This is a genomic window from Mycobacterium sp. NPDC050041, from assembly GCF_049541695.1.
GTDB lineage: Bacteria > Actinomycetota > Actinomycetes > Mycobacteriales > Mycobacteriaceae > Mycobacterium.
The window spans coordinates 1-17,093 of the sequence record NZ_JBMVDG010000004.1; the positions used below are offsets into that span (position 1 = coordinate 1).

At 70.7% G+C, this 17,093-nt stretch carries 15 protein-coding genes and 1 pseudogene; 4 read left to right on the forward strand and 12 right to left on the reverse strand.

What is annotated here, in order from left to right:
• The first annotated feature begins 268 nt into the window (after positions 1-268).
• Positions 269-2,461 carry an RNA polymerase recycling motor ATPase HelR gene (helR, locus tag ACPCHZ_RS14470; protein WP_423485391.1) on the forward strand — a complete coding sequence of 731 codons (2,193 nt, stop codon included), beginning with the start codon at positions 269-271 and terminating at the stop codon, positions 2,459-2,461.
• A gap of 1 nt (position 2,462) precedes the next feature.
• On the opposite strand, the gene ACPCHZ_RS14475 is transcribed toward helR, so the two are convergent.
• Positions 2,463-4,043 (reverse strand): phospholipase D-like domain-containing protein, encoded by a 1,581-nt coding sequence (locus ACPCHZ_RS14475; RefSeq protein WP_423485392.1) that lies wholly within the window; start codon positions 4,041-4,043, stop codon positions 2,463-2,465.
• 68 nt (positions 4,044-4,111) lie between these two features.
• On the opposite strand from ACPCHZ_RS14475, the gene ACPCHZ_RS14480 reads away from it, so the two are divergent.
• Together ACPCHZ_RS14480 and ACPCHZ_RS14485 are read left to right on the forward strand one after the other, a co-directional pair.
• Positions 4,112-5,335, forward strand: a complete 1,224-nt coding sequence (locus tag ACPCHZ_RS14480) for a serine hydrolase domain-containing protein (protein ID WP_423485393.1) — start codon at positions 4,112-4,114, stop codon at positions 5,333-5,335.
• Positions 5,335-6,066, forward strand: a complete 732-nt coding sequence (locus ACPCHZ_RS14485; protein WP_423485394.1) for a type 1 glutamine amidotransferase — start codon at positions 5,335-5,337, stop codon at positions 6,064-6,066. Before ACPCHZ_RS14480 ends, ACPCHZ_RS14485 begins: the two co-directional genes overlap by 1 nt.
• Here the strand turns inward: ACPCHZ_RS14485 and ACPCHZ_RS14490 are convergent.
• On the reverse strand, positions 6,048-7,400 hold the full coding sequence (locus tag ACPCHZ_RS14490; RefSeq protein WP_423485395.1) for a TIGR01777 family oxidoreductase: 1,353 nt from the start codon (positions 7,398-7,400) through the stop codon (positions 6,048-6,050). The genes ACPCHZ_RS14485 and ACPCHZ_RS14490 overlap by 19 nt on opposite strands.
• A gap of 94 nt (positions 7,401-7,494) precedes the next feature.
• Between ACPCHZ_RS14490 and ACPCHZ_RS14495 the strand changes: the two genes are divergently transcribed.
• A complete protein-coding gene (locus ACPCHZ_RS14495) occupies positions 7,495-8,166 on the forward strand; it encodes a phosphoribosyltransferase (RefSeq protein ID WP_423485715.1) in 672 nt (223 codons plus the stop codon).
• Here ACPCHZ_RS14495 and ACPCHZ_RS14500 read toward each other — a convergent pair.
• From ACPCHZ_RS14500 to murG, 10 genes and pseudogenes are all read right to left on the reverse strand, one after another.
• Entirely contained in the window at positions 8,163-8,507 is a 345-nt protein-coding gene (locus ACPCHZ_RS14500; RefSeq protein WP_423485396.1) for a DUF308 domain-containing protein, read from the reverse strand. The genes ACPCHZ_RS14495 and ACPCHZ_RS14500 overlap by 4 nt on opposite strands.
• A gap of 17 nt (positions 8,508-8,524) precedes the next feature.
• Positions 8,525-9,355 (reverse strand): DivIVA domain-containing protein, encoded by an 831-nt coding sequence (locus ACPCHZ_RS14505; protein ID WP_423485397.1) that lies wholly within the window; start codon positions 9,353-9,355, stop codon positions 8,525-8,527.
• 217 nt (positions 9,356-9,572) lie between these two features.
• Positions 9,573-9,863 (reverse strand): YggT family protein, encoded by a 291-nt coding sequence (locus ACPCHZ_RS14510; protein WP_264012502.1) that lies wholly within the window; start codon positions 9,861-9,863, stop codon positions 9,573-9,575.
• Between the two features lie 143 nt (positions 9,864-10,006).
• On the reverse strand, positions 10,007-10,651 hold the full coding sequence (locus tag ACPCHZ_RS14515; protein ID WP_423485398.1) for a cell division protein SepF: 645 nt from the start codon (positions 10,649-10,651) through the stop codon (positions 10,007-10,009).
• Positions 10,652-10,719: 68 nt separating this feature from the next.
• Complete coding sequence (locus tag ACPCHZ_RS14520) at positions 10,720-11,469, reverse strand: YggS family pyridoxal phosphate-dependent enzyme (protein WP_423485399.1); 750 nt, start codon at positions 11,467-11,469, stop codon at positions 10,720-10,722.
• On the reverse strand, positions 11,466-12,182 hold the full coding sequence (gene pgeF, locus ACPCHZ_RS14525; RefSeq protein ID WP_423485400.1) for a peptidoglycan editing factor PgeF: 717 nt from the start codon (positions 12,180-12,182) through the stop codon (positions 11,466-11,468). The genes ACPCHZ_RS14520 and pgeF overlap by 4 nt, the downstream gene beginning before the upstream one ends.
• Positions 12,183-12,222: 40 nt before the next feature.
• The gene (gene ftsZ, locus ACPCHZ_RS14530) at positions 12,223-13,368 is read right to left on the reverse strand and encodes a cell division protein FtsZ (protein ID WP_264012506.1); all 1,146 of its coding nucleotides are present in this window, start codon (positions 13,366-13,368) and stop codon (positions 12,223-12,225) included.
• 201 nt (positions 13,369-13,569) lie between these two features.
• On the reverse strand, positions 13,570-14,505 hold the full coding sequence (locus ACPCHZ_RS14535) for a cell division protein FtsQ/DivIB (protein WP_423485401.1): 936 nt from the start codon (positions 14,503-14,505) through the stop codon (positions 13,570-13,572).
• A 1-nt stretch (position 14,506) separates the two neighbouring features.
• Positions 14,507-15,959, reverse strand: a pseudogene (gene murC / locus ACPCHZ_RS14540) (UDP-N-acetylmuramate--L-alanine ligase); the annotation flags it as partial.
• Complete coding sequence (murG, locus tag ACPCHZ_RS14545; RefSeq protein ID WP_423485716.1) at positions 15,956-17,089, reverse strand: undecaprenyldiphospho-muramoylpentapeptide beta-N-acetylglucosaminyltransferase; 1,134 nt, start codon at positions 17,087-17,089, stop codon at positions 15,956-15,958. The gene murG and the pseudogene murC, both read right to left, overlap by 4 nt.
• Between the last annotated feature and the right edge of the window lie 4 nt (positions 17,090-17,093).

Below are 17,093 nucleotides of genomic sequence, written 5' to 3' on the forward strand. Positions count from 1 at the left end.
CCGGCCCCGACGCCACAGCCCCCATCACCAAGCGCGCACGCTTACGTGAGGCAACGAACCCCCCTACGCGCGCATCTTGACATGAGGCAACAGGACGACAACCCACCGAAAAAGGCGACTACTGTGGGTGTCTCGACTGGGAGACAGAAGGCGGGACGAACGTCCCTGCCCTTCTCAGGATATCCGGCACCGGGGGGCTTGCCGCAAGGCCGGGGTCATGGCGCACACTCGCTGCTCCACGAGTTCGACGAAGGAGACAGCAGAGGTAGTGAGAGATCTGGCGTACGACGACGAATTGCAGGCCGAGCGCGACTATGTCGCCGACCTGTACGCCCGGCTGGACGCGGAACGCGATCGGGCCAAGCGCCGCTACCAGGAGGCGCTGCGGGCGCCCATCGACAAGATGGACGGCGGCACGCTGGTGGCCCGCGACGCCGAGGTGCACGCGCTCGCCAAGCAGATGGCGCGCCTCGACGTAGCCGACCACGGGCTGTGTTTCGGCCGCCTCGACCCGCTGTCGGGTGAGCGGTGCTACATCGGCCGCATCGGTCTGCTCGACGAGGAGAACGGGTACGGGACCAAGCTGCTGGACTGGCGCGCTCCCGCGGCACAGGCCTTCTACACGGCCACCGGCGCGCATCCGGAGGGCATGCGCCGCCGTAGGCAGTTCCACACCCGCGGCAGGCAGCTGCTCGACTTCACCGACGAGGTCTTCGGCCGGATCGGCGAGGAACGCGGTGACGCCGCCCTGCTCGCCGCTGTCAACGCGCCCCGCGGCGAGGGCATGCGCGACATCGTCGCCACCATCCAGGCCGAGCAGGACGCGATCATCCGGCTCGAGCATCCGGGGGTGACGGTCATCGAGGGCGGTCCCGGCACCGGCAAGACCGTCGTCGCGCTGCACCGCGTCGCCTATCTGCTCTACACCCAGCGCAAACGCATGGAGCGGCACGGCATCCTCGTCGTCGGGCCCAGTCCGGCGTTCCTCGAGCACATCGGCCGGGTGCTGCCGTCCCTCGGCGAATCCGACGTGGTGTTCACCACCACCGGCGACTTCGTCCCCGGCCTGCGGGTCACCGCCGAGGACACCCCGGATGTCGCCCGGCTCAAGGGTTCTCTGCGAATCCTCGACGTCCTGGCCGCGGCCATCGCCGACCGACAGCGCGTCCCCGACGAACCGCTGACGATCGAACTCACCGACGTCACGGTCCGCATCGACGCCGAGACCGCCGAATGGGCCAGGGACGAAGCACGCTCGACCGGCCTGCCGCACAACGAGGCCCGAACGAAGTTCCGCGAGATCGTCGAGTACGTGCTCACCGAACGGGCGATCGCCCGCATCGGCCGCGGGTGGCTGACCCGTGACGACCGCGGCGCGTGGGAGAACCTGCGGAAGGACCTCCTCGTCGAGCTCAGGGACAACGCGCAGTTCGTCGCCGCGCTCGACGCACTGTGGCCACTGCTGACACCGGACGCACTGCTGAAGTCGCTGTACGAATCACCCGAGCGGCTGAAGGCGGCAGGCGCCGACGAACTGCTCTGGCGCACCGACGGTGACGCCTGGACCGTCTCCGACGTGCCGATGCTCGACGAGCTGGTCGACCTGCTGGGGCGCGACAGAGCGGCCGACCAGGCCGCGGAGAAAGAGCGGCAAGCCGAAACTGCCTATGCCGCAGGCGTCCTCGACATGATGCTTGCGCGCGAGGACATGATGGACGACGAGGACCATCTGCTCGCGAGCGACGTGATCGACGCAGAGGACCTCGCGCTGCGCTTCGAACAACGCGACACCCGCGACGTCGCCGAACGCGCCGCTGCCGACCGCGACTGGACCTACGGCCACGTCGTCGTCGACGAAGCGCAGGAACTCTCCGAGATGGACTGGCGGGTGCTGATGCGGCGATGCCCGGCGCGGTCGTTCACCGTGGTCGGTGACCTCGCCCAGCGCCGCTCGGTCGCAGGGGCGACGTCGTGGGCGGCGATGCTCGAACCGTATGTGCCCGGCCGCTGGATCTACCGCTCGCTGACGGTGAACTACCGCACGCCCGCGGAGATCATGGCCGTCGCCGCCGCGTTGCTCGCCGAGTTCGCGCCCGGGGTGCGGCCACCGGAGTCGGTGCGCGCGAACGGATTCCGCCCGTGGTCGCGCCGTGTCGGCGACGCTGAACTCGCCGATGCCATCCGCGATTTCGAGCGGGACGAGGCCGCGCGCGAGGGCACCAGCGTGGTGATCGGACCGCCCGGCGTGCCCGGCACGGTGCCGCCGTCGGAAACCAAGGGCCTCGAGTTCGACGCGGTTCTGTTGGTGGCGCCGGACCGGATCCTCGCCGAGGGCCCCCGCGGCGCGGCCGAACTCTACGTGGCGCTGACCCGCGCGACGCAACGACTCGGCGTGCTGCACGACGGACCGCTCCCCCGGGTGCTCGCCGGGCTCGCCGACGCGGAGACCGAAGGCCGCTGACTCAGTACCGATTCTTCAAGCGAGCCCGGTAGGACCGGCCGTCGGGGTCGTAGAACATCCGATACGCCGGACCGGCCCACAGCCGGGTCAGCCGGCCGAGCTTCTCGGCGCGGTGGCTGCGCACCCGGCCCGGCGGCCGCGGACCGCGCTGCCCGCCGTCGTACCACGCGTCGAGAGCCTCTGCAGCCGCGACGAACTCGCGTACGGCGTCGGCGGGGTCGATGAGTCCGTCGTCACCGTCGCGGTCGAGGTGTTCACGCATCAGCTCCAGCCGCAGCTCCCTGGCGAACACGCGGGCGCCATCACCGCTGCCCGCCGGGTCGGTGGGCTCCCGCTCGTCACGGGTGTCGTCGAGGACGGCGCACGACAGTTCGCTGTCGTGCGTCCACGACCGGCGGTTGAAGTTGTCGCTGCCCACGCAGGCCCACACGTCGTCGATGACGCACACCTTGGCGTGCACGTACACCGGTTTGCCCTGGTGGTTCTCGATGTCGAAGACATGCACCCGGTCTGGGCTGGCGGCCTTGCACGCATCGATCGCCTCGCGGCGGCCGATCTGGTTGGGCGGCAGCGCCAGCTTGCCGTCGACGTCGGGGTGCCTCGGCACGACGGCGATGAGGTGCAGGTCGGGATTGGCGCTCAGGGCGGCGGCGAACAGGTCGGCGACCTGGCGCGACCACAGGTACTGGTCCTCGAGGTAGATCAGGCGACGGGCCTTCGCGATCGCCTTGGTGTAGCCGCGGGCGACGGTGAATTCACCGTGCGGCGCGAAGTCGAACGCGAAGTGCGCGTCGGGGTACGTGCGGAGCACCTGGACGGCGTGCGGACCGCACGGCGGCGGGTCCGGCGGTTGTTCGGGCAGCGGGTCGGGCTTCAGGTCGGCGCCGCGCAGCTTGTCCATCACCCACGCCACCGGTGAGAGGGTGTCCAGCGGCGCCGGGTCGTGCCAGCGCTCCCGGAACGTGGCGTCCAGCGCGCCCACCACGGGGCCCTGCAACCGCAGTTGCGCGTCGTGCCACGGCGGGTGCTCGCCGTACTGGGCCGCCATCTGCACCGCCTGCGGGTCGCCGTGGTGCAACCGGTCGTCGCGGCGGGAATGGCACAGGTCGATGCCGCCGGCGAAGGCGACGTCGCGCTCGGGCTGGCCGGGATGCCGGATGACCACCAGCTTCTGGTGGTGCGACCCGCCGATGCGCACCCGCTGGTCGAGCAGCACCTCCCCGCCTGCCGCCTCGATCGCCTCGCCGAGGTGCTGGTTCTCCTCCTCGCTGTACTGCATCCAGTCCATATGCGACCGCCACACCAGCCCCTTGACGACGACGCCGCGCTCGGCGGCGTGACAGAACAGCTCGCGGATGGTCGGACCGCCGTCGCGCAGCAGCTGATCGGGATCACCGCGCCAGTCGGTGAAGAACACGTGGTCGCCCTCGCCGAGCGCCTCCACCTCGGTGACGAGGTGGTCGAAGTAGGTCGCGCCGTGGATGAGCGGCTCCACCAGGCTGCCCGCGCACCAGGCGGGCAGATCCGAGTGGGGGTTGTTCCGCTCGGCGGTCGTCAGGAACCACTCGGAGAGGTCGTTCACGTCGGGGGAATGCCCACTTGCCCGTCAAAGTACGCCGCCGGGGCGGCCCGACTCTGCCAGGATCAGTCATGCTCCGCGGCCGTCGCACGCTCGCCGTCCTGTGCGCGCTGACCGTGCTCGGCGGATGCGCACCAGAGCCCGACCAGACCCCGCAGCCCGCAGAGGATTCCAGGGCGGCGGCGGTGCGGGCCATCGTGCGTGACGCCATCACCTCGGCGCACCTCAAGGCGGTGCTGGTGCGGGTGACCGAGGACGGTCGGGAGATCCTCACCGACGCCTTCGGCGAGTCGATGACCGGCGTCCCGGCCAACCCGCAGATGCACTTCCGCAACGGCGCCGTGGCCATCTCCTACGTCGCCACGCTGCTGCTGATCCTCGTCGACCGCGGCACGGTACGGCTCGAGGACAGGCTGTCGACATGGCTGCCCGACGTACCGCACGCCGAGGCGGTCACTCTGGGCCAGCTCGCCCAGATGACGTCGGGATACCGCGACTACGTGATCGGCAACAACGCCTTCGCCGCGGCCGCCTACGACAACCCGTTCCGCGCCTGGACCACCGACGAACTGCTGCGCTACGCCGTCGACGAGCCGCTGCTCTACGAACCCGGCACCAACTGGAACTACGCCCACACCAACTACGTGCTGCTCGGCCTGGCGCTGGAGAAGGCCACCGGTCAGCATATGCCGGAACTACTGTCCGACAACGTGTTACAGCCGCTCGGACTCACCGGCACCACCGCTTCGCTGACGGCGGAGATCCCCGACCCGGTGCTGCACGCGTTCAGTTCCGAGCGCCGGGCCGCACTCGGTGTCCCCGCAGGCGCGCCGTTCTACGAGGAGTCGACGTTCTGGAACCCGTCGTGGACCATCACCCACGGAGCCGTGCAGACCTCCACCATCGCCGATCTCGCCCGCACCGCCGAGGGCATCGGCTCCGGACAGTTGCTGTCCGAGGCGTCCTATCGCAGGATGACCTCGACCGGCCTGCGCGGGAAGACACGGCCGCAGCCCGGCTGCAGCACCTGCTTCGCCCAGGGCATCGGTTACACCTATGGCCTCGGCGTGGTCATCTCCGGGCAGTGGCTGCTGCAGAACCCGTTGCTGTCCGGCTCGTCGGCAGTGGAGGCCTACCTGCCGGAACGCAAACTGGCCGTCGCCGTCGCCGTCACCTACGCGCCCGAGGCGTTCGACGACCAGGGCGAGTACGCCAACGAGGCCGAGGCGCTGTTCCGCCGCATCGGCGCCGAACTGGCCCCCGAGGATGCGCCGCCCATGCCGCCGCCGAGATAATGGCTGCCGTGGCGGCGAAGGTGTTGTTCCTCTACAACGAGCATCTGGCGACCGAGGGCCTGCTCGGCGAGGCGTTCATCGACAGCGGGTTCGACGTCGACACATTCGAGGTGGTGCCCCCCGACCGGGTGGACAGCCCGGCAGTCGACGTGACCTTCCCCGATCCGACGGGCTACGACGTCATCGTTCCGCTCGGCGCCCGCTGGCCGGTCTACGACGAGGCGTTGCGCCGCACCTGGGTGGACGCCGAGATGCAGATGATGCGCGACGCCGCGGCTGCCGGGGTCGCGCTGCTCGGGGTGTGTTTCGGCGGTCAGTTGCTGGCTCAGACGTTCGGCGGCACCGTCGCGCGGTCCACGACGCCCGAGATCGGCTGGTACCAGATCGACACCGACGACACCGGGGTGGTGCCGCCCGGGCCGTGGTTCCAGTGGCACTTCGACCGCTGGACGCTGCCGCCCGGCGCCACCGAACTCGCCCGCACCGCCCAGGCGTCGCAGGCGTTCGTGCTGGGCCGCACGCTGGCATTGCAGTTCCATCCCGAGCTCGATGCGGGCCTGCTGGCCGGCTGGCTGTCCGACGACCGTGACGGCGACGTCATCGGGGCGGGGCTGCGCCACGACGAATTACTGGCTCGCACAACGGAATTGCGCGATGACGCCGCGCGCCGGATCCGGTTGCTGGTGCGGGGGTTCCTGGACCGGGTGGCGCGTCAGCCGTGTCCGAGCTGATGCGCGAGCGCTTCGGCGACGAGCGGCTGACGGAACCGGTGTCCCACTGACTGCAGCACGGTGGGGGCCACCCGTTGGTCGGCCTCGGCCAGTTCACGCGCACCCTGGGCGCCCAGCAGTATCCGCGGGCCCAGCGACGGCACCGGCAGCACCGCCGGACGGTGCAGCACCTTCGCCAGCGCCCGGGTGTAGTCGACGTTGCGCACCGGCTCCGGCGCCACCGCATTGACGGGGCCGCTCAGCCGGTCGTCCCACAACGCGCGGTAGTAGACGTCGAGCAGATCGTCCAGGCCGATCCACGACAGCCACTGCTGTCCGCTGCCCAGGCGGCCACCGAGGCCCGCGGAGAACAGCGGCCGCATCAACCGCAGCGTCCCGCCCGCCGCGGCCTGCACGATGCCGGTCCGCACGGCGACCACCCGCAGTCCGCCGTCGGCGGCCGGCGCGGTCGCGGCCTCCCACTCGGCGACGACGTCGGCCAGGAAACCGCTGCCCTGTGCGGCCTCCTCGGTCAGCACCTCGTCGCCCCGGTCGTAGCCGTAGTAACCGATCGCCGACGCGCTGACGAACACCCGGGGCCCGCCGTCGGTGCCCGCCGCGGCCTCGGCGAGCCTGCGGGTCGGCCCGATGCGGCTGCTGCGGACCGCCGCGCGGTGCGCCGCGGTGAAGCGGCCTGCGATGGACTCCCCGGCCAGGTGCACGACGGCGTCGACTCCGGTCAGCAGTCCGGGCGCCGGACTCTTGGGGTCCCAGCGCCGCTCGTCGGGACTGCCGGGCTCCCGGCGCACCAGCCGGATGACGCGGTGCCCGCCGGAGGTCAGCAGCGCGGTCAGCGCCGCACCGACGAGGCCGGACGCACCGGTGACGGCGACGACGAGTGGCCCGGCGCCGGCCTCCGCCGCGTCGCGGTGGGCGGCCAGGTCGTCGGCGAGCTGCCGGTGCCGGTAGACGAACATCGAGCGCAACGCCCGTCCCGGCACCGTGGTGTCCACCCGGTCATGAACCCGCGTCGACTGCGGTGACTCCGCCGCGAAGTCGTGGGTGTGCCGCCACCAGCCGATCGCCCGCGGCGGCCACGACGTCGCGCCGTCGGTGGAGAGCACGTCGACGAACCGGTGCGGCGGATCGAATTCGTCGGCCTGGTGCTGCGCGACCCAGCGCAACCCGCCGGGCAGCCCGAGCACCGCCCGACCGTCGGCCAGCGAGTCGGTCTCCGCGACCACCGTCATCGGCGCGAAGGGCGGGACGAGCCGCGACATCGCACCGGGCCTGCCGTGCCACGCGAACACCTCGTCCAGCGGATGGTCGACGACGCTCTCGAACTCGATGCCCATGCTTCTCCTCGCTTCAGATCCCGAACGTCATTCGTAGCCGGGCGCCTCCTGGATACCCGCGGTGAGCAGCTCGGGATACGGGTACCCCGTCGGCATGGGTGCCAGGGCCGCCCACCGCGATGACAGGCGCACCTTCCGGGACCGCTCGGAGGCCGGCCGCGTGCTGGCCCGCTCGCTGGTCGCCTACCGCGACGCCCCCGGTCTGCTGGTACTCGGCCTCGCGCGCGGTGGCGTCCCGGTCGGCTGGGAGGTGGCGGCCGCGTTGCGGGCACCGCTGGACGTCTTCCTCGTCCGCAAGCTCGGCGTTCCCCGCTGGGAGGAGTTGGCGATGGGCGCGATCGCCACCGGCGGTGGCATGGTCGTCAACGACCGGCTGGTGCGCAGCCTCGGCATCAGCGAGGCGGATCTGCAGGCCGCGGTCGAACGGGAGACCGCCGAACTGGCCCGGCGCGAACGTGCCTACCGCGGCGGCCGACCGCCGGTCGAGTTGTCGGGCCGGACGGTGGTCCTGGTCGACGACGGCATCGCGACGGGAGCGAGCATGCTGGCCGCGGTGCGGGCGGTGCGCCGTGTCGGACCGGCCGGGATCGTGGTCGCGGTGCCCGTCGGACCCACGTCGGCCTGCCGGGAGATCGGCCGGGAGGCCGACGACGTGGTGTGTGCGACGATGCCGCCGGGATTCGAGGCCGTCGGTCAGGTGTTCGCCGATTTCCATCAGGTCACCGACGACGAGGTGCGCGCACTGCTCCGCACACCGACGGTCTAGCGGCGCTCCTCGTGGGCGACGTCGTCCTCGCGCTCGTCGATCGGCACGGCGGTGGTGTCCGCGTCGACATCGCCGTCGGGGGTGTCCGCGGACAGATCGTCGGCGTGGGTGGTGTCGTCGGGATACTCGGCGTCGAACTCGGCGGTCTCCTGCTCGTCCTCGTCGGAGCGGTCACCCCGGTCGCGCCGGGAACGCTCACGTAGGGCGTCGACGATCAGCAGCACCACTCCGATGACACTGGCAGCGATGCAGACCCAGGCGATCAGCTCATTGCTGGTGACCACCGCGGTCACCAGGGCGGCGAGGCCGACGACGGCCAGGACGAGCGCAATGATGAGCATCGATCACCTATCGCGGATCAGTTGTTGCCCCGGTTGAACTGGTTGAAGCCGCCGCCGTCGTTGTTCGCGCTCGAGTCGACGGGTGCCGCCGACCCGCGCTGACCGAGCTCCTCGAGCTGTGATTCCAGGTACGTCTTGAGCCGGGTCCGGTATTCGCGTTCGAAGGTGCGCAGCTGTTCCAGCCGCCCCTCGAGCACCGTGCGCTGCTGGTTGATGGTGCCCATGATCTCGGAGTGCTTGCGTTCGGCGTCGGCCTGCAGCGCGTCGGCCTTCTCCTGAGCCTGCCGGAGCTGGGTCTCGGAGCGGGTCTGGGCGTCGGCGAGCATCGCGTCGGCACGCTGGCGCGCCTCGGTGACGGTGTTCTCCGCGGTGATGCGCGCCTCGCTGACCATGGCGTCGGCCTGTGCACGCGCGTCGGAGAGCAGCTTGTCGGACTCGGCCTTGGCCGTGCTGGTCAACCGGTCGGCGGTGTCCTGGGCCAGGCTGAGCACCTTGGCCGCCTTGAGTGCCTGGTCCTCGCTGGGCGCGGCGGCCTGCTGAACGACCGGCGGCGCCTCGTACACGGGCTGCGGAGGCGGCGCCGGTGCCGGCTCGGGCTCCGGCTCGTAGAGCGGGATCGCCTGCGTGGCCTGCGTGGACTGCGCCCCATTGCCGGAGCGGGCGGAAGCCAATTCCGAATCGAGTTCGGCGACCCGCTGGCGCAGATCGGCGTTCTCCTCGATGAGTCGCGTCAGCTCGTTCTCAACCAGATCGAGGAAGGCATCGACCTCGTCCTCGTTGTAGCCGCGCTTGCCGATGGGTGGCTTGCTGAACGCGACATTATGAACGTCGGCTGGTGTGAGCGGCATTGTCTGCCCCCTTGGAGTCTGGACCGTCAACCGATCTCAAAGTGTAAAGCCTGGCCTGTTCGCAACTGGCGTCCATCCTGTCACACCAGACCCGGCGGTTGCAGTCGAGGCCGAATTTTAAGAACGAATTTCAATGTTGACCCGCAATTCCGGGGCCTCGGCAAACACCGTGCCGGCGGTCCGGACACGCCGCCCGCGACCCGTCCGGGGGCTGCGGTCAGGCCGCGGCGCCGAACGCCAGCTGCATCCCGATGAACGCCACCAGCAGCAGCACCATGATGGACAGGTCGAAGCGCACGGCACCTATCGTGAGCTGGGGAATGAGGCGTCTCAGCAGCCGCACCGGAGGATCGGTGAGCGTCATGATCACCTCGAGGATCACCACCGTCACACCCTTGGGATGCCAGTCGCGGGAGAAGGACCGAATGAACTCGACCACGACCCGGGCGATCAACAACAACCAGAAGACGAACAGCGCGAAACCGAGGATTTCGAAGAAGAGCGACAACGACAGCCGTCCTCACTACGGGCAGATGTGTGACATTCGATACAGAGTCAACGCCCGCGGCCACGTGAGCGGCCTCGGGCGCGACGCCAGCCTACCCGTCGGGGGCGGGGCCCACCGACCGGCGGACCTACCGACAGGCAGACCTACTGATAGGCGTGGAAGCCGACCTCGGCGATGCGCCTGCGCTCCTCGGCACTGACATCGATGTCGGCGGGTGACAGCAGGAACACCTTGGTCGCGACCTTGTCGAACGAGCCGCGCAGCGCGAACGCCAGCCCGGCGGCGAAGTCGACCAGGCGCTTGGCGTCGGCGTTGTCCATCGACACCAGGTCCATGATCACCGGCGTGCCGTCGCGGAAGCGCTCACCGATGGTGCGGGCCTCGCTGTAGTCCTTGGGTCGCAGCGTGGTGATCTTCGCCAGCGGGCTGCCCGCGTCGAACAGTTCGGCCATCCGGCGCGGATCCATCGCGAGTGCACCGCGGGTCGAACCGCGCAGCGCACCCAACCGCGGGGCGGCACGATCGAATTCGCGCGGTCCACGCAGGCGCGGTTCGAAGCGCGGCTCGTCGTAGCCGGCGCGGTAACCCGGGGGCTCGTCGTACTCGCGGGCGGGCGGCCGGTCGTCGTAGCCGCGGCCGTACCCCTCCTCCTCGAATCGCTCGTCGCGCGGGCGGCGGGGAGCGTATCCGCGGGCGGCGCCGCGGTCGTCGTCCTCGTAGTACTCGTCGTCGTAGTCATCCATGGGAGCCATACCGAAGTAGGCCTTGACCTTGTGCAGTGTGCTCATCGCGCGACCCTTCTGAATGACTCTGGAAGCTGTGGTGTCTGTGATGAAGATGTGACTGGTGTGACTACTCATGGTGACGTTAGCGGTCGTCGTCCCAGAAGAGCGGTTCCGACACGCAGACACGTGGAACCGTGTCGCACCGCGACTTCGAGGTCGCCCGACATCCCGGCGGACAGCCCGAGGGGTTGCCCACAGCGCTGCTGAACCCGGTCGCGCTCGGCCGCGAGCGTCGCGAACGCCGCATCGGCGTCCGCGTCCAGCGGCGGGATGCCCATCACACCGACCAGCCGCAGCGACGCCGCGGCGTCGACCGCGGCCGCGAGTTCGTCGACGAGGTCTGTCCTGCGGACGTCGACCCCGGACCGCCCGGCATCACCATCGAGACTGATCTGGAGGTAGACCTGCAGCGGCTCGGCCCGGCGGCCCTCGTCCAGCGCACGGCCCACCGCCCGGTCCAGCGCGGCGACCACTCGCAGGTCGTCGACGGAGTGTGCGGCGTGCGCCCACTCGGCGATCCCCCGCACCTTGTTGCGCTGGATCCGCCCGACCATGTGCCAGCGAATGGGTTCGCCGCTCAATTCGACACCGACTTCGGCCGCTTTTCCCGACGCTTCCTGTTCGCGGGATTCGCCGAATTCGGTGCAGCCCATTGCGTGCAAAAGCAATACGTCAGAAGCCGGGAAGAATTTTGTGACGGGAAGTAATTGGATTTCTCCGACATTGCGTCCGGCATCCGCGGCGGCTCGATCCAACCGGGCACGCACCGCCGTGAGCGACGCTTGCAGTTCACTCTCCCGGTCGGTGGGCACGGCGCTCACTCCATCCACACCAGCGACGCCAACCGGCCGGTCGGGGCGTCGCGGCGATGGCTGAACAGATTCTTGTCGGCGACCGTGCAGCGCGGGTCGACGTCAATGGCGGTGACACCCAAACCCGTTAATTGCCTTGCAATTCCGGCCCGCAGGTCAAGACCGACGGTGCCGCGGGCAGTGGTGGTGCGGCTGCCGGGCAGCGCCGCCTCCACCTCGTCGGCCATCTCGGCGGGCACCTCGTAACGGGCTCCGCTCACCGCCGGGCCGAGCAGCACGGAGATGTCCCCGGCGCGGGCGCCGAGTTCGAGCATCACCTCGACGGTGCGCACCACGACACCCTGTGCGGCGCCGACCCGCCCGGCGTGCACGGCGGCAGCCACACCCGCGCGGGCGTCGGCCATTAGCACCGGAACACAATCGGCGGTGACCACGGCCAGAGCCAATCTCGGGATGCCGGTGACCAAAGCGTCGGTATTCTCGACCGGGCCCGCGGCGGCCTGTGCCGGGTCGTCCACGACGACCACCCGGTCGCCGTGCACCTGGTTCATCCACACCACCCGGTCGGCGCCCAGACCGGTCGCCGACGCCAGCCGTCTCCGGTTGGCCGCCACCGCGCCGGGATCGTCGCCGACGTGGTCGCCGAGATTGAAGGTGTCGAACGGCGGCGCCGAGACGCCGCCGGCGCGGGTGGTGGTCACGCGCCGAACCCGGACGGTCACGGATCCAGTATCGCCGGACGGCACGGGATCACCGAACGGCTCAGTGGCGCATGAAGGGCGGCACGTCGACGTCGTCGTCGGCGATGCCGCCGTCGTCACCGCCGATGCGCACGGTCGCGCCGTTGGTGTGCAGCGGCACGCTCGCCGGATCGGCCGGGTCGAACAGCGGTGAGGTCACCTTGCCCGCCCGTCCCGGCGCGATGGCCTGGCCCGCGCCCACCACCGGCTTGCGGCTCGGTCCGGCGGCGTCGAAGCCCGCCGCGATCACCGTCACCCGCACCTCGTCACCGAGCGAATCGTCGATCACCGTGCCGAAGATGATGTTGGCCTCGGGATGCGCCGAATCCTGCACCAGGGACGCGGCCTCGTTGATCTCGAACAGGCCGAGGTCGCTGCCACCCGCGACCGACAGCAGCACACCCTGCGCGCCCTCCATCGACGCCTCGAGCAGCGGCGAGTTGATCGCGATCTCGGCGGCCTTGAGCGCACGTCCGTCGCCGCGGGCGGAACCGATGCCCATCAGTGCGGTGCCCGCACCACTCATCACGCCCTTGACGTCGGCGAAGTCGACGTTGATCAGGCCCGGTGTGGTGATCAGGTCAGTGATGCCCTGAACACCGTTGAGCAGCACCTCGTCCGCGCTGCGGAACGCATCCATCAGCGACACCGCGGCGTCGCCCATCTGCAGCAGCCGGTCGTTGGGGATGACGATCAAGGTGTCGCAGCTCTCGCGCAGCGAGGCGATGCCGGTCTCGGCCTGATTGCTGCGGCGCTTGCCCTCGAAGGAGAACGGCCGCGTCACGACGCCGACCGTCAGCGCGCCCATCTTGCGCGCGATGCTCGCCACCACCGGTGCGCCACCGGTTCCGGTGCCGCCACCCTCTCCAGCGGTGACGAAGACCATGTCCGCGCCGCGGATCAGCTCTTCGATGTCGTCCTTGGCGTCTTCGGCGGCTTTTCGGCCGACCTCGGGGTCGGCGCCTGCACCGAGCCCTCGGGTGGAGTCGCGGCCGACGTCGAGCTTGACGTCGGCATCGCTCATCAGCAGCGCCTGCGCATCGGTGTTGATCGCGATGAACTCGACGCCCTTGAGGCCCTGTTCGATCATCCGGTTGACGGCGTTGACGCCGCCGCCGCCGATGCCGACGACCTTGATGACGGCGAGGTAGTTATGCGGGGGGGTCATCGTTCGCCTTCCTGTACGACTGGTCCAACTCCGTTGAGCAAACTCTCAACCTCAACGTGAGGCTTAGAGTTATGTCAAGTAGCGCCGTGCAAACAGAACGGTATGGCCGGCCCCGGCATTGACCATGCAGGCGCGCCGGTGCGTATCTGACGAATTTTCATCGACGTCATGCCGCGCGGCGCGGCATCGCGCCTGCGGGTGCTACTTGACCGTGGGCAAATCGGGACTGGAGACGTCGTACGTCTGCCCCGGCTGGGTGAGCAGGGCGGCCAGTTTGAGCGCCTTCTCCTCGGTGCGGTCGTTGGTGCCCCACACCACCACCCGGCCGTCGGTCAGCGTCAGCGTGATCGCCGCGACCGACGGCGCCGCGATCCGCCCGACCTGGCCTGCCACGTCCGGCGGCAGCGCGGTCATCACCTCGAGCGCGGCCTGGGTCGCCGGGTCGCTGGGGCCGGGATTCTCGGCGTCGAGGTAGGGCAGCGTCGGGGGCGGCGGCGCGGTCGCGAAGTCCACGCCGTCGCGGTCGAACAGATGCGGACCGTCCGGAAGGTCCTTGACCACCACCGGAACCCGCTCCACCACCGTGATGCGCAGCGTGGACGGGTACTCGCGCTGCACCCGGGCGGCGGCCACCCGGCGGATGGTCGCGACGCGCTCGGCCACCGCGTCGGTGTCGACCTGCAGAAGTGGCGCCCCGGCAGGCACGGCGGCCGCGGCGAGCACCTCCTCCTGCGTCACCGCTCCGATGCCGGTGATCACGATGCTGCGCGCAGACATCACCGGCGTGAAGTACAGCAGCAGGCCCAGTGCGACCGCCAGCACCGAGAGCAGCGTGGACCACAACAGCACCTTCAGTCCCCGAACCGCGCCCCGGCCAAGGGTTTTCGGCGCGTCGACGGGTGCGCCCATGGCCTTGCGCCTGGCCTCGCGCCTGGCCTGCTCGATGGCCGTCGCCCGCTCCTGCGCGGCGCGGCGCTCCTCGCGCTCGCGGCGGGCGCGCCTGCGCGGACCTTCGAAGTCCTCCGCCGCGGCCGGCGGGAGGGTGCCGTCCTCGGACGCGTCGGCCGCCTCCGGTGGTTCGGTGGGCGCCTCCGGTGGTTCGGCGGGTGGCCCGCCGTCCTGCGGGGGCTCGCTCATCACCGCTCCGCCCGGGGCGGCGGCGCGATGCGGTTGGCCTTCGCCCGCAGCGCCGTCAGGATCTCCGGTCCGAGCATGGTCACGTCGCCTGCGCCCATCGTGAGGACGACGTCACCCGGCCGGGAGGCGTCGGCCACCCGGTCGGCCACCGCCGAGAAGTCGGGAAGGTAGGTCACAGGAACGCTCACGTGCTCGGCCACCGTCGCCCCGCTGACACCGGGCAGCGGCTGCTCGCGGGCGCCGAACACGTCGAGCACGAACACCGCGTCGGCGGCGTCGAGGGCGCGGCCGAACTCCCGCGCGAACGCCTCGGTCCTGGAGTACAGGTGCGGCTGGAAGACCACGACCACACGGCCGTTCGACTCCTGCGCCAGCCCGCGCGCCGCCGTCAGCGCGGCCGCGACCTTCGTCGGGTGATGGGCGTAGTCGTCGAAGACCCTGATCCCGGTCGCCGTACCGACCAGCTCGAAACGCCGCCGGACGCCCTCGAACTCCGCCAGGCCCTCCAGTACGACGTCCGCCGCCGCCCCGGCCTGCATCGCCGCCAACAGCGCGGCCAGCGCGTTGAGCGCCATGTGCCTGCCGGGCACCGCCAGTCGCATCGTGCGCGGGCTGCTCTCCCCCGCCAACTGCACCGTGGCCACCGCGCTCGTGCCCTGCTGGTACCAGTCCAGCAGCGCACCGGCCAGGTCGGGCTGATCGCCGCTGCCGTAGCGGAGCACCCGGATCCCCTGCGCGGCAGTCCGTTCGGCGAAGGCGGCGGCCCCGGCGTCGTCGACGCAGACCACCACCGCTCCCCCGGGCTTGAGCCGTTCCATGAAGGCGTCGAACACCGCCACGTAGGCCTCTTCGCTGCCGAAGAAGTCCAGGTGGTCGGCCTCGATGTTGGTCACCACGGCGATGTCGGGCTCGTACTGCACCAGCGACCCGTCGCTCTCGTCGGCTTCGGCGACGAAATAGGCGCCGCTGCCGTGATGGGCGTTCGTCCCCGCCTCTCCGAGGTCACCGCCGACGGCGAAGGACGGGTCGAACCCGCAGTGCTGCAGGGCCACGATGAGCATCGACGTGGTGGTGGTCTTGCCTGCTGTCCCGGTCACCATCAGCGTGGTGTGCCCGGCCATCAGCTTGGCCAGCACCACCGGCCGCAGGATCACCGGGATCCCGCGCCTGCGCGCCGCGACGAGTTCCGGATTCGTCTTGGGGATCGCCGCGTGGGTGGTGACCACCGCGGTCGGCCCACCCGGCAGCAGGTCGAGTGAGGACTCGTCGTGCCCGATGCGGATCGACGCGCCGCGGGCGCGCAGCGCCGCCACCGCCCGCGACTCCTTGGCGTCGGAGCCCGACACCAGGCCACCCCGGTCCAGCAGGATGCGGGCGATTCCGGACATCCCGGCGCCGCCGATGCCGACCATGTGCACCCGGTGCAGTTCTTCGGGCAGCGGTGCGCCGCTCACCGGCCCGCCACCTCGAGCGCCACCCTGGCGACCTCGGTGGCCGCGTCGCGGTGTCCCGCCAGCGCCGCTCCGGCGGTCATCGTCTGCAGCCGCCCGGCGTCGGTGAGCAGGCCTGCGACCGTCTCGGCCACGAAGGCCGGTGTCAGATCGGCGTCGTCGACGAGCAGGCCGCCGCCCGCACCGACCACCGGCAGTGCGTTGAGCCGCTGCTCGCCGTTGCCGATCGGCAGCGGCACGTAGACCGCGGGCAGCCCGACGGCGGTGACCTCGGCGACCGTCATCGCGCCGGACCGGCAGATCGCCAGATCGGCTGCGGCGTAGGCCAGGTCCATGCGGTCCAGGTACGGCACCGCGACGTAGCGGGCGCCACCGCCCGCCGGTTCGCGGACGTCGAGGGTGTTCTTGCGACCGTAGGCGTGCAGCACCGAGACACCCGCCGCGGCAAGGGCTTCGGCGGCTCCGGCCACCGCCCGGTTCAGCGACTGCGCGCCCTGGGACCCGCCGAACACCAGCAGCACCGGGTCGTGCTCGCCGAAGCCGAAGAAGGCGCGCGCCTCGGAGCGCAGCGCGCCCCGGTTCAGCGACGTGATCGCCGCTCGCACCGGGACACCGACGACCTCGACGTCACCGAGCCCGGGATCGGGCACCGCGGCGAGCACGCGACGTGCCGAGCGGGCGCCCACCTTGTTCGCCCAACCGGCGCTGGCGTTGGCCTCGTGCACCACGACCGGCACCCGCCGTCGCCGGACGCCGCCGCGCGCGGCCAGATATGCAGGCAGCGCGACGTAGCCGCCGAAACCCACCACGACGTCGGCCTGCACGCTGTCGAGCACCGCCCGGGTCTCGCGCACCGCGCGGCGGACGCGCAGCGGCAGCCGGACCAGGTCTGCGGAGAGCTTGCGCGGCAGCGGCGCAGGCGTGATCAGTTCGAGGTCGTACCCACGGGCAGGGATCAGCCGCGTCTCCAGGCCGCGCGCGGTGCCCAGCGCGGTGATCCGGATCGTGGGATCGAGTGCGGTCAACGCGTCGGCCACGGCCATCGCCGGTTCGATGTGTCCCGCGGTGCCTCCGCCGGCGAGGACGACCGAGACCGGCCGGTGGCTACCTCCCTGCCCCGCCGGAACGGACATCCCT

What these genes read in the sequence shown, in the direction of transcription:
- ACPCHZ_RS14480 (WP_423485393.1), top strand. Translation starts at nt 4,112, where the DNA reads ATGCTCCGCGGCCGTCGCACGCTCGCCGTCCTGTGCGCGCTGACCGTG.
- ACPCHZ_RS14485 (WP_423485394.1), top strand. Translation starts at nt 5,335, where the DNA reads ATGGCTGCCGTGGCGGCGAAGGTGTTGTTCCTCTACAACGAGCATCTG.
- ACPCHZ_RS14490 (WP_423485395.1), bottom strand. Translation starts at nt 7,400, where the DNA reads ATGGGCATCGAGTTCGAGAGCGTCGTCGACCATCCGCTGGACGAGGTG.
- ACPCHZ_RS14495 (WP_423485715.1), top strand. Translation starts at nt 7,495, where the DNA reads ATGGGTGCCAGGGCCGCCCACCGCGATGACAGGCGCACCTTCCGGGAC.
- ACPCHZ_RS14500 (WP_423485396.1), bottom strand. Translation starts at nt 8,507, where the DNA reads ATGCTCATCATTGCGCTCGTCCTGGCCGTCGTCGGCCTCGCCGCCCTG.
- ACPCHZ_RS14505 (WP_423485397.1), bottom strand. Translation starts at nt 9,355, where the DNA reads ATGCCGCTCACACCAGCCGACGTTCATAATGTCGCGTTCAGCAAGCCA.
- ACPCHZ_RS14515 (WP_423485398.1), bottom strand. Translation starts at nt 10,651, where the DNA reads ATGAGCACACTGCACAAGGTCAAGGCCTACTTCGGTATGGCTCCCATG.
- ftsZ (WP_264012506.1), bottom strand. Translation starts at nt 13,368, where the DNA reads ATGACCCCCCCGCATAACTACCTCGCCGTCATCAAGGTCGTCGGCATC.
- ACPCHZ_RS14535 (WP_423485401.1), bottom strand. Translation starts at nt 14,505, where the DNA reads ATGAGCGAGCCCCCGCAGGACGGCGGGCCACCCGCCGAACCACCGGAG.
- murG (WP_423485716.1), bottom strand. Translation starts at nt 17,089, where the DNA reads ATGTCCGTTCCGGCGGGGCAGGGAGGTAGCCACCGGCCGGTCTCGGTC.